Origin of the sequence: Hoylesella shahii, assembly GCF_937990675.1 — a bacterium.
Classification (GTDB): Bacteria; Bacteroidota; Bacteroidia; order Bacteroidales; family Bacteroidaceae; genus Prevotella; species Prevotella shahii.
In genome coordinates this window covers 65,967-77,849 of record NZ_CALKQY010000025.1, presented here as the reverse complement: position 1 = coordinate 77,849, position 11,883 = coordinate 65,967, and the positions used below count along the sequence as shown (strand labels likewise).

At 43.4% G+C, this 11,883-nt stretch carries 10 protein-coding genes; 2 read left to right on the top strand and 8 right to left on the bottom strand.

From position 1 onward, the window contains the following. Positions 1 to 53: 53 nt before the first annotated feature. The 4 genes from QME03_RS04255 to QME03_RS04240 form a co-directional block, all read right to left on the bottom strand. Positions 54 to 1,619 (bottom strand): peptide chain release factor 3, encoded by a 1,566-nt coding sequence (locus QME03_RS04255; RefSeq protein WP_281723571.1) that lies wholly within the window; start codon positions 1,617 to 1,619, stop codon positions 54 to 56. A 108-nt stretch (positions 1,620 to 1,727) separates the two neighbouring features. After that, positions 1,728 to 2,576: a dTDP-4-dehydrorhamnose reductase gene (rfbD, locus tag QME03_RS04250; RefSeq protein WP_281723570.1), complete on the bottom strand. Its 849-nt coding sequence runs from the start codon at positions 2,574 to 2,576 to the stop codon at positions 1,728 to 1,730. Between the two features lie 16 nt (positions 2,577 to 2,592). After that, the gene (locus QME03_RS04245; protein ID WP_273113219.1) at positions 2,593 to 3,141 is read right to left on the bottom strand and encodes a DUF4924 family protein; all 549 of its coding nucleotides are present in this window, start codon (positions 3,139 to 3,141) and stop codon (positions 2,593 to 2,595) included. Between the two features lie 75 nt (positions 3,142 to 3,216). Beyond that, the gene (locus QME03_RS04240) at positions 3,217 to 3,885 is read right to left on the bottom strand and encodes a LysE family translocator (protein ID WP_025815134.1); all 669 of its coding nucleotides are present in this window, start codon (positions 3,883 to 3,885) and stop codon (positions 3,217 to 3,219) included. A gap of 223 nt (positions 3,886 to 4,108) precedes the next feature. Between QME03_RS04240 and QME03_RS04235 the strand changes: the two genes are divergently transcribed. Next, entirely contained in the window at positions 4,109 to 5,089 is a 981-nt protein-coding gene (locus QME03_RS04235; RefSeq protein WP_281723569.1) for an ROK family protein, read from the top strand. A gap of 1,227 nt (positions 5,090 to 6,316) precedes the next feature. Here the strand turns inward: QME03_RS04235 and QME03_RS04230 are convergent. Further along, on the bottom strand, positions 6,317 to 8,617 hold the full coding sequence (locus tag QME03_RS04230) for an NADP-dependent malic enzyme (protein ID WP_281723568.1): 2,301 nt from the start codon (positions 8,615 to 8,617) through the stop codon (positions 6,317 to 6,319). 294 nt (positions 8,618 to 8,911) lie between these two features. Between QME03_RS04230 and QME03_RS04220 the strand changes: the two genes are divergently transcribed. After that, positions 8,912 to 9,472: a TetR/AcrR family transcriptional regulator gene (locus QME03_RS04220; RefSeq protein WP_345740169.1), complete on the top strand. Its 561-nt coding sequence runs from the start codon at positions 8,912 to 8,914 to the stop codon at positions 9,470 to 9,472. Positions 9,473 to 9,521: 49 nt separating this feature from the next. Here the strand turns inward: QME03_RS04220 and QME03_RS04215 are convergent, their stop codons facing one another. Genes QME03_RS04215 through QME03_RS04205 form a run of 3 tightly spaced genes read right to left on the bottom strand, consistent with a single transcriptional unit; the run spans position 9,522 to position 11,882 of the window. Beyond that, positions 9,522 to 10,238, bottom strand: a complete 717-nt coding sequence (locus QME03_RS04215) for a hypothetical protein (protein WP_281723566.1) — start codon at positions 10,236 to 10,238, stop codon at positions 9,522 to 9,524. Further along, positions 10,235 to 11,293, bottom strand: coding sequence for a tRNA epoxyqueuosine(34) reductase QueG (gene queG, locus QME03_RS04210; protein ID WP_281723565.1), 1,059 nt, complete (start codon positions 11,291 to 11,293; stop codon positions 10,235 to 10,237). Before queG ends, QME03_RS04215 begins: the two co-directional genes overlap by 4 nt. Next, complete coding sequence (locus tag QME03_RS04205) at positions 11,271 to 11,882, bottom strand: polysaccharide deacetylase family protein (protein ID WP_025815128.1); 612 nt, start codon at positions 11,880 to 11,882, stop codon at positions 11,271 to 11,273. The genes queG and QME03_RS04205 overlap by 23 nt, the downstream gene beginning before the upstream one ends. Between the last annotated feature and the right edge of the window lies 1 nt (position 11,883).

Here is an 11,883-nt window from a genome sequence, read left to right as displayed (position 1 = left end):
TAAATATGCCACGTGTGGCGTGTGTTAAAAAGTGGTTGGCGCAGAGCTGGAACTTAAAATTCGCTTGTGAAATGGAATTTGATATGTTCGAAATCTTGCTGTGCCATGCTAAGTACATAACCCGAGTCGGCCAAGAATACATCGCGCCCTTCGCGGTCTTTGGCCATATATTGGTATTTGCGTTTCTTGAAGTTCTCTAGCTCTTTGGGGTCGTCAGACTCAATCCAGCAGGCTTTATGCAGGTGAACGGGTTCCCAACGACACTTGGCGTTATATTCATTTTGCAGGCGATATTCGATTACTTCGAACTGCAGCTGTCCCACTGTGCCAATGATTTTGCGTCCGTTGAATTGATTCACAAACAATTGCGCTACGCCTTCGTCCATTAGTTGTTCGATACCTTTATTCAGTTGCTTGGCCTTCATTGGGTCGTCGTTCTCGATATATTTGAACATTTCGGGTGAGAACGATGGCAAACCGCGGAAGTGCAGCAGTTCTCCTTCGGTAAGCGTGTCGCCAATTTTGAAGATGCCGTTATCGGGTAGACCGATAATGTCGCCAGGATAGGCTTCATCTATGGTGCTTTTGCGTTGTGCCATGAATTGAGTAGGACTGCTGAAGCGCAGTGTTTTATCCAATCTTACGTGTCTGTAAGGTTGGTTTCTCTCAAATTTACCGCTGCATATCTTACAAAATGCGATACACGAGCGGTGGTTGGGGTCGATGTTTGCTGTTATCTTGAAGATAAAACCAGTAAACTTGGGTTCAGTTGGTTGCACTTCGCGCTCCTCGGCCATTGTTGGCTTGGGGCTAGGAGCAATTTCAACGAAACAATTCAGCAACTCTTGCACACCAAAGTTGTTTAAGGCACTACCAAAGAATACGGGGGCAACGCGCCCTTCGCGATAGGTGTTCACGTCAAATTCAGGGAAAACACCATCTACCAGTTCCAAGTCGTCGCGTAGTTTTTGGGCATCTTGGTCGCCTATATGTCCGTTTAATTCGTCGCTGTTTACATTCACTTCCACCTTTTCGGTAACACGCTGCTTGTCGGGTGTGAACAATTGCAATTGATTTTCGTAGATATTAAACACCCCTTTGAAGCGTGCGCCTTGATTGATGGGCCACGATAGTGGTCTGACATTAATCTGCAATTCCTCTTCTAGTTCGTCAAGCAAGTCGAAAGGGTCGCGACCTTCGCGGTCCATTTTATTGATAAAGATAATCACTGGCGTGTTTCTCATTCGGCAAACTTCCATCAGTTTGCGTGTTTGAGTTTCTACACCTTTAGCCGAATCCACAACGATGATGGCCGAGTCAACGGCTGTTAGCGTGCGATATGTGTCTTCTGCAAAATCTTGGTGACCCGGTGTGTCCAGGATATTCACCTTATATCCCTCGTAATCAAATTCCATTACTGAGGTAGAAACCGAGATACCACGTTGTTTCTCAATGTCCATCCAGTCGGATGTGGCTGTCTTTCTTATCTTATTGCTTTTTACTGCTCCGGCCACCTGTATCTGTCCACCAAAAAGCAAAAACTTTTCGGTGAGAGTAGTCTTACCCGCGTCGGGGTGCGAGATGATGGCAAAGGTGCGTCTTCTTTCTATTTCAGTCATTTTTTACAATGTTCTTATTCAATTTTACAGGTTTATCAGTTAACGTGTTTACAATATTGATGGTTTGTTTACAAGTTCGTTACGCTGTTAACCATGTTCATTTCGTGATTAAAGTTTGGCGATACATTTGGCCAACGATTCTTCCCAATGGGGGATATTGATGCTATAAGCCACTTTAATCTTTGTTTTGTCTAGTACGCTATACGCAGGACGACTTGCTGGGGTGGGGTATTCGGCCGTATGCAAGGGCATTACATGGCAAGTATTTATTCCTGCAATGCGGTGTATGCTTTTGGTAAAGTCGTACCAGCTCGTAACGCCTTCGTTCGAGAAATGGTAAATACCAGGTTTTATTCCCTTGTCAATGGCTGTCATAATCACGCTTGCTAGGTCGTGAGCGTAGGTTGGTGTGCCCACTTGGTCGAAGATAACACCCAATTGTTCGCGTTCTTTTCCAAGGCGAATCATAGTTTTCACGAAGTTATTTCCAAATTCGCTATACAGCCAAGCCGTTCTGATAATCATGGCATTGGGGCATAGTTTGGTTACGGCTTGTTCGCCTTCAAGCTTGGTTTGTCCGTAAACACTGTTAGGACAAGTGCTGTCGGTTTCTACGTATGGTGTGTGTTTGGTGCCATCGAATACATAATCGGTAGACACTTGCACTATCCATCCGCCTTGTTTGCCCACAGCTTCGGCCAGAAATGCTGGGGCGTCGGCATTTAATTTTTTTGCTAATAGTGGGTCGCTTTCGGCTTTGTCTACCGCAGTATAGGCGGCACAGTTAACCACGCCATCTATATGATTGGCTTCAACAAAGCGCTCAATGGCGTCTTTATCGGTTATATCCAGTTCGTTTACGTCGGTGTTAAACCACGTGTGTTGTGCATATTTTGCTTGCAACAACTGCATTTCGTTTCCCAGTTGGCCGTTGCAGCCTGTAATCAAGATGTTCATTATGCGGTGATTTTGTTTATTCGTCTTCAAAAACAAGTCCTTCAGTCTTGTCCTTTTGATAATAGTCGCTCAGCATTCCCACAAAGGTGGTAATCTCTTTAATGGCTGTCATAGTGTCGAGTGTTATCTCTTTTTTCTTCAGTCGCAGCAACATTACGCCGTAAAGGGCATCGAGGCAGGTTTCCACCTCGTTTACATCTTTGTCGCCTTTGTTGCGAAGTTCTACGATAAAGGGCAGCACTTTATAGTATTCGGCATTATAGAAGGGGAATTTAGCACTTTGCATCAGCTGGTTGTGCAGGTCCATTAGGTCTTTAACGATGATGGCATTAATTTGTAGATGCCCACGTTCGCGTTTACCTTCTTGGTTCATCATGCGCACCAGATTGCCATACCAATCGAGCATGTCTTCTTTTTGTTCGTCGGTATAGTCAAACTTGTCAATGTATTCGTGCCTGATGCGTTGCAACGAACAGCCGTATGCGCGTATCAAGTCTTCAATTTGCCACATATACAATATGTATTCGGCTATACTTTTTTCTCTAAGTTGTTTGGCGATGTACATTTAATGAAGTTTTGCTAGGGTGAATGTGGAGCACTCCTTTTATATATAGAGCCCTAAAAGAATGAAGGGCTAGTTTCAGTATTCGAAAGTGTAGAGGTTGAATATTGTGCCTAGTAGGAATATCACCGAGAAGATGATAACCACACTACCAATAATTTTGTTGATAAGAATAATGCCTCCGTTGTCGAATTTGCCGCGCACTTTATCGATTAGCCATGTAAGACCAAACCACCAAAGCAATGCGCCTAAAACAATGCCCGTGTATCCGCCTACCATTAACCACGGTTTGTTGGGAACCACAAAAGCAAACTGAGCAAAGGTGGCCATGAACAAAAAGATAATGAGCGGATTGGAGAAGGTAACGAGAAAAGCCGTTACGCCATTGTGTATCAGTGTACCCTTTGCTTTACCGCTAAAATGAACCTTCTTCGTGGGGTTAGACTTGAAACAGTATATCCCAAAAAACATCAAGAGTATGCTTCCCAAAATCTTGAGCGAAAAAAGTGTACGCGGAGCAGTAATGAGGTCCATGATGAAACTCATGCCATAACCCGTAACTAAGGCGTATATCATATCGCTTACTGCTGCTCCAATGCCGGTGATGAAACCATACCACCTGCCTTTATTAAGTGTTCGCTGCACGCAAAGCACTCCTACAGGCCCCATTGGGGCAGAGGCGATAAGACCAATAAGTATTCCTTTGAATACGATGTCTACAATATCTATGTGAAAAGGTAAGGGCATAACGAATGCAAAATTGCAAAAAATATGCGGATTGAGCAAATTTTCAACTTATAAGTTTGTGTTATTCCATATTTTTCATAACTTTGTGAACGCTTAAATTAAGGTCTTATTATGAATTTGTAAACTAAAATGTGGTGCAAAAATACCAATTATTTTGAGCAAATTTTGAGGCCAAACTCTGAAAAAGAGAACAATTATTACTAAACTAAAAATACAACACAACATGAGTGTACTTGAAGAATTGAAACCGTACGTGATTGGTTTAGACCTAGGTGGAACAAACTCTGTATTTGGCATCGTTGATAGCCGTGGAGAGATTAAGGCTACAACTGCCATTAAAACGCAGGCCTATACCAATGTGGCTGACTATGTTAACGCTTCGCTTGAGGCTCTGAATATCATTATTGAGCAGGTTGGCGGTATCGGAACCATCAAAGCTATGGGTATCGGTGCACCTAACGGCAACTACTATAATGGTACGATTGAGTTTGCTCCTAACTTGATTTGGGGACACGATGGCGTGGTGCCTTTGGCTGATATGTTCTCTAAAGGGCTGGGTGGAATACCTGTTGCGCTTACCAACGACGCTAATGCCGCTGCTATTGGTGAGATGACCTATGGCGTGGCACGTGGTTTGAAAAATTTTATCGTTATTACTTTGGGTACTGGCGTTGGCTCGGGTATCGTGGTTAACGGACAAGTAATTTATGGAAGTGATGGCTTTGCTGGCGAACTTGGTCATGTTATCGTGAAGAGAGAGGGTGGACGTAGCTGCGGTTGTGGCCGTCATGGATGTTTGGAAACCTATTGCTCGGCTACGGGAGTGGCTCGTTCGGCACGAGAATTCTTGGAGAAAACCACAACGCCTTCTGTGCTTCGCGATTTGAAACCTGAGGATATTACATCGCTCGACGTTTCGTTAGCTGCCGAAAAGGGAGACCAATTGGCACTAGATGTTTACGCCTTTACTGGTAAAATGCTGGGTGAGGCATGCGCTGATTTCGCTGCTTTCTCTTCGCCCGAAGCATTTATTTTCTTCGGTGGACTTACAAAGGCTGGCGATTTGTTGATGAAGCCACTTAAGAAGGCTTACGATGAAAATGTATTGAAAATTTTCAAAGATAAGGCCAAGTTCCTCATTAGCGGTCTAGAAGGCTCTTCGGCTGCAGTGCTTGGTGCTAGTGCTGTGGGATGGGATTTGTAATCCTTTGCCAATAAACGCATATTGAAAGGTGCTACAGATGGTTTTCTGTAGCGCCTTTCTTGCTTTTGAATGCGATTGGTATTTGTGTGGCCTAAGCATAACTGCCGTTTGCAATACCCAAAACTATTGCTGATGTGTTGTTAACCCAAGTGAGAGACAAGCCCTAGCTTCTTATTTATGTGTGCGCAACTAGATTACCATTCACCACTGTTATGCAATGTACCTTAACGACATGTTTAAACCATAGAGACTTTTTGCTTATATTCTCTACAGCCGCTACTTCTTAATGTGTTAATTCTGTTTGGAAAACTTTACAAAGTGCGTGTTATTTTTCGCTCATTCTAGCGGAAAATATCGCCCAAAAGTATGTGTTTTGGATCTATTTGGGGGATTTCAAATTTATTATTTTCTCCATTTTGGGCTGTTCAACCTGCAAAAAGCACCATTTAGGCTTTCTAGTTTGTTGGATTCTCTCAGTTTTTTCAATCCCGGTAACGTGGTTTTAGCAGCAAAATACCATCATTTTAGCACCTTTTTGCACTTTAAACACGACCTTTTTTAATCATTTATTCGCTCTTATGCTCACGTTTGGAGCATAGTTCGGTGCATTTAGTCTTGCGTTTTGGTGCATTTAACCTCGCGTTTTGCTGCATTTAGCCTCGCGTTTTGGTGCAGATAGCGTTGCGTTTTGGTGCATTTAGCGTTGCGTTTTGATGCATTTAGCGTTGTATTTTGTATGAAATAGCACAAAAAGTTGTATAAAAAGCGGTTTAATTTGTCTGAAAGTCGTTTTGTTAACTTTTGCAAGAAAACTCACTTTGCAGGTAAATTAAACCTTCGCGAGAATCGAATATTTGTGTACGAGTAAATGGTTGGTGGATTTTGAGGGCTCTTTTTGTGTTAAAATTTGGACTAAAAACTTTACATTCTTTTTTTCTTGGTTATTTCTAATTTATATATACTAAGCAATGGTAGGACAGAAGTAAAGTACACAAGCCTTGTAGACAATGAATGATATTGATGAACAATGGGTATGTAACGAACAAAAACAAAGCATAAACAACAATTCGCGCTATGCCCTTTACTGATACAGCAAAAGGCATAGCGCGAATTAATTTGGATAGTGTGAAGGTTGATTAAGCCTGCTGCGGCTAACTAGCAGCTAAATGCTAAGTGCTAGAGGCGTTAACAGCCAACTGTATTAGGCAAAATCATCCCCAACGTTGTTTATCGTTTTGTTTTGCCCGCCCTTTTCATTTTGTCTACACAGGCATCAACCACAGCCACGGCCGTTACATTGACAATATCTCTAACCGATGCTTCGAAGTCGGTAAAGTGTATGGGACGGTTTAAGCCCATTTGTATTGGTCCAACAATCTCTGTTTTGGGGTCGAGCGCTTGCAAAAACTTGTAGCTTGCGTTGGCGCTGCTAAGGTTGGGGAACACTAGCGTGTTAACATCTTTGTCTTTAAGCTTAGAGAATGGATATTTTTCGTCTCTCATTTCCCTGTTTAAGGCAAAGTTAACTTGCATCTCACCGTCAACAATCAAGTTGGGATAATTAGCATGCAGCTCTTCAACGGCCTCGTGAACTTTAAGCGGACTGCCTATCTCGTCGGTACCAAAGTTAGAATAACTAATCATTGCCATAACCGGTTTCTCATTAAAAAACTCAACTGTATTGGCGCTCAGTCGGGCAATATCTACGAGGTAATTGTTATCGGGATGGCGGTTTATCAGTGTGTCGGCAATGTAGAACGTGCCTTTTTGTGAATTAACGATATGCATTGTGCCAAAAGTATGGTAGCCTTCGCGCACGCCAACCACCTCTGTAGCCACCTTGATGGTGTTTGAATATTTGGTGTAAAGGCCAGTAATGAAGGCATCAGCATCACCGCGTTCGACCATCATCATACCGAAATAGTTACGTTCGTACATCTTGTCGTAGGCCTCTTGGAAGGTGTATCCCTTGCGCGCCATTTTTTCGGCCAAGTGTTTAGCGTAGGTTGCGCGTCTACCTTGCTCTTTATCGGCACGCATGTCAATAATCTCTATTCCAGCGAGGTCTAGTTTCAATCGTTGTGCCTGACGGTTAATGCGATCGGGGTTTCCCAATAGAATGGGGAAACAGATGCCTTCTGCCTTAGCTTGCACTGCAGCTTTCATCATAGAAGGGTGTCCGCCCTCGGCATAAACCACGCGTTGAGGCTGTAGACGAGCTGTGTCGTGTAGTTTTCTTGTAAACACCGTTTCTTGTCCAAGCAGTTGCATCAGGCTGTTTTTGTATTCTTCCCAATTGGTAATGCTCGTTCGGGCCACCCCACTTTCTATTGCAGCCTTAGCCACAGCAGCCGAAACCTCTGTAATGAGTCGGGGGTCTACAGGTTTTGGGATGAAATAAAGCGGACCAAATGTGAGGTTGTTAACGCGATAGATGTCGTTAACAACATCGGGCACAGGCTGTTTGGCCAAGTCGGCAATAGCATGCACAGCAGCCATTTTCATCTCTTCGTTAATGGCAGTGGCATGAACATCCAATGCGCCACGGAAGATATAAGGGAATCCGATGACGTTGTTAATTTGGTTGGGATAGTCCGAACGCCCCGTAGAAATAAGCACATCGGGGCGCGATGCCATCGCATCTTCGTAGGATATTTCAGGAATGGGGTTGGCCAACGCAAACACAATGGGCTTATCGGCCATTGAACGCACCATATCTTTGGTGAGAATGTTTCCCTTAGAAAGGCCAACAAACACGTCGGCTCCCTTAATAGCCTCTTCAAGTGTGTGAATATCTCGGCGGGTGGTTGCAAAAAATGCCTTTTGGTCGTTAAGATTTTCGCGGTCGGTGGTGATAACACCTTTTGAATCTAGCATCACCACATTCTCTCGTTTTGCTCCCAATGCAAGGTAAAGTTTGGTACAGCTGATGGCAGCAGCTCCTGCGCCATTAACCACAATGCGCACATCCTTAATGTTTTTGCCAGCCACTTCGAGTGCGTTTTTCAGTCCTGCTGCCGAAATAATGGCCGTTCCGTGCTGGTCGTCGTGCATCACGGGGATGTCGAGCGTGCGTTTTAGTCGTTCTTCGATGTAGAAACATTCGGGTGCCTTGATATCTTCTAGGTTGATACCTCCAAAGGTGGGGGCTATTCTTTCAACTGTTTCGCAGAACTTTTCTGGATCTTTTTCGGCCAGTTCGATATCAAAAACATCAATACCGCCATATATTTTAAAGAGCAAACCCTTACCTTCCATTACTGGTTTACCGCTCATTGCACCGATGTCTCCCAATCCTAGAACAGCAGTGCCGTTACTGATAACAGCCACAAGATTGCCTTTGTCTGTGTATTTGTAAACATCGTCGGGGTTGCTTTGTATCTCCAAGCAAGGGTAAGCCACGCCAGGCGAATAAGCCAAGCTAAGGTCTGTTTGCGTGTGGTATGGTTTTGTGGGTCTAACTTCAATTTTCCCAGGGCGTCCACTTTGGTGGTAGTTTAACGCCGCTTCTTTGGTTACTTTCACCATTTTCGCATGAATAGTTAATATGGAAAAGACATTGTGCTATACAATTAGTTGATAAAACAAGTCAATTCCATGATGTGTGATTAAATGAGCGTTGTATTTAATTGCTAAACGTTATACGCTGAAAACAGCACAAAGGTAGTAAAAAAGGCTTAAAACAAAAATTTCTTTTTCATATTTTTTGTACCTTTGTGCTATAATATAAGGCAATTATGGAGCAACAAGATTTATATACCGAGTACCGTAAGCACTTAAAAGAGCGTATCTTGACCGTTGCCATGCAGGCGTTTAAGCAGCATGGCATACGCAATGTACGTATGGACGACATCGCAACAACGCTTGCTATATCAAAAAAGAACGATATACGAGACTTACTCGAACAAGGAAGAGTTGCTGCTTGATGGCATAATGAGAGAAGATAAGGAAAGAAAACGTGATGCGCAGAGATATGCAGAAGATGAAACGCACAACGTGATGGATATTGTTTGCTATATCTATAATCGAGATATGGCCGAAATGGCTAGTGTTAATCCCTTGTTTTTTAGCGAATTGAGTAAGTACACTCGCGTAATGAATTATCTTACTAATAAGAGCGAGAAAGACCATAAAGAGGCTTACAGCTTTGTGCAGAGGGGGATTAAGGAAGGTTATTTTGTGCCATTTTTTGACTATAATGTTGTGTTGAATTTCATTGCATTATCGTCGAAGCTTACATTGGGCAACCCTCTTTTTCAAAAATACGATGTTAATCATTTGTTTACCAATACTGCCGTATTGTTTCTTCGTGGCTTTTGTACACAAAAAGGGGTAGACTTTATTGACAATAAGCTACTAAAAACAACAAGCCAGAACAAGTAAATGCCTGGCTTGTGGTGATTGTTGAGCAGAGGTGTGGCTGTAAGGGTTGTTAGTTGCTACCTGTTATCTGTCGTTCCATTTCTAATTGTAGCTCTTCTTGTACCACATTATACCGCTCTGTGGTATGCAGTAGTGCGATAAACAATTCGTGAATGTCGGTACACTCGTTTACAAATTGCGCAATAGTGGGTTTGCTGTTAACCATAAGGTCAGCATTATCAAGCACAATTCTGATAATCGTGGCTTGGTTAAATTGCTGAAATGCAGACTTTGTTTGAAGTGCACAGTTGTAGGCACGCAGCACGGTTCGCACCAAAAGCCTAAGGTTTTGTTCCTCATTGGTCATTGTGTAAAAGGCTGATTTATCCTTATTACTTAAGACGCAATGTTGTGTTGACAGTGTTGTACCCTTTAATAGGGCCTCGAAATTAGCTTTATAATCGTTAACCATGGCCTCGTAAGTGCCTTGTTTCTCGCACACCACTTTAAAATAATGTGTCACGTCAGCATCCGCTTGTCTGCTTACAGCATCCAGTTGGTGTTGCAACTGTTCTAGGCTATCGTGGTGGATAATGCCCAATATGGGCAACATCACCACGGCGTAGTACTCCGAAATTTTATCGTAAACATTGAGAAAGGCCTTTATCAGTGTTTGTTGTTCGTTATGATTTAGTTTGTTGGCGTCGATGATGCCGTTGGTAAAGCCATCGAAAAACGCGTGTATAAGCGTTTTTTGCGTATAAATTAAGTCTTGTTTATCGTTCATTGTTTATTCTCCTCATTGTTGTTTAGGGCATTTTGGCCTTTGTTATCTTGTAAACGGTGAAGCTTTTGGTATTGTTCCACTGCCTTAATATTTCGCATGAGCCCCGCATATTTTGCTCGTTTCACTGCGCTACCTTTGAAAAGTCGTTTATAATCGTCTTCGGTAAGATTGTGCCACTGTTCTCGAGTCATGTTCATGAGTTCGGGTCTGGGGGATAGTTCTACGATATTTGTTGCCACAGGGTGAGCATTCCACGGACAAATGGTTTGGCATTTGTCGCATCCGTAAATGGTGTCGCCCATGGCATTAGCCATTTCGGGCTGTAAGTCTCCGCGGTATTCAATGGTTTGGTACGACAAACAGCGTTCAGCATTAAACAAGAAGGTTTGTTTGCCCATTGTTTCTTCGGGTGTTCCCAGGGCCTTTGTGGGGCAGATGTCAATGCATTTGTAGCATGTTCCGCAGCGATTGGGCATTTCTTCATCGTAATTTAGTTCGATGTCGAGAAATAGTTCGCCCAAAACAAACATGCTTCCAGCTTTTGGAATGATAAGTTGATGGTTTCTGCCTGTCCACCCCAAACCAGCTTTTACAGCCCAATAGCGTTCTAAAATGGGCGCGCTGTCGCAGAATACCCTAAATTTTGGAGTTGCGTTGATGTAGGAAGAGCACGCCAAGGTAGTGTCTTCGGTATGCGGTTCGAAGCCAAAATGAGTTGCCAATTGGCGCAACTTGCCTTTCACCACTTCGTGATAATCTTGCCCGTAAGCATAACTGGCTAGCTGATATTGTCCCTCGGGTATGCGTTTTGCAGGTGCATAGCTCATTGCCACGCACACAATCGACTTCAGACCGGGCATAAGTAGTTTGGGATTAAGGCGCTTATCTGTATAGTTGTTCATATAAGCCATATCTCCAAAGCAGCCGTTATCGAGCCATCGCTTCACTTCTGTAGCTGTTGTTGCGTCTACAGGTGCAGCTTTTGCTATGCCACAAGCAAAAAAGCCGAGGCGTTTGGCCTCAGCTTTTATTTCATTCGAAAGTTTTAAACTCATACCCTTGACTCTTTAACCACTCTAATGCCTGAGGTAAGGCAAAGTGTAGTTTATCAATACTTTTGAGAGAATCGTGGAAAGTGATGATAGACCCATTGCGCGCATAGCGTTTAACATTGTTCAGAACATCTTCTGCAGTCATCCACTTTGAATAATCACGTGTAACAAGGTCCCACATCACCACCTTATATTGCCTGCTTAGCCAAGCATATTGGCTAAGTCGCATCCATCCGTGTGGCGGTCTGAAGAGGTTAGAATGAATCAGTGCATCGGCCCGCTGGGCATTTTCGGTGTATGTTTTTACGGTGTGTTTAGCCCCACCCATGTGGTTATAGGTGTGATTTCCCACCCTGTGTCCCTCGTTTAATATGCGTTGGTAAAGTTCGGGATGGCGTTCAACATTTTCGCCCACCATAAAGAAGGTGGCGTGTGCTCCATATTTTGCCAACGTATCAAGAATGAAAGGGGTTGATTCGGGTATCGGGCCATCGTCGAAAGTGAGGTAAACGGAATGGTGAGTCTTATCCATACGCCACAAAGCATGCGGATAAAGCCACCTTAACCATATTGCGGGTTGCTCGATTAACATC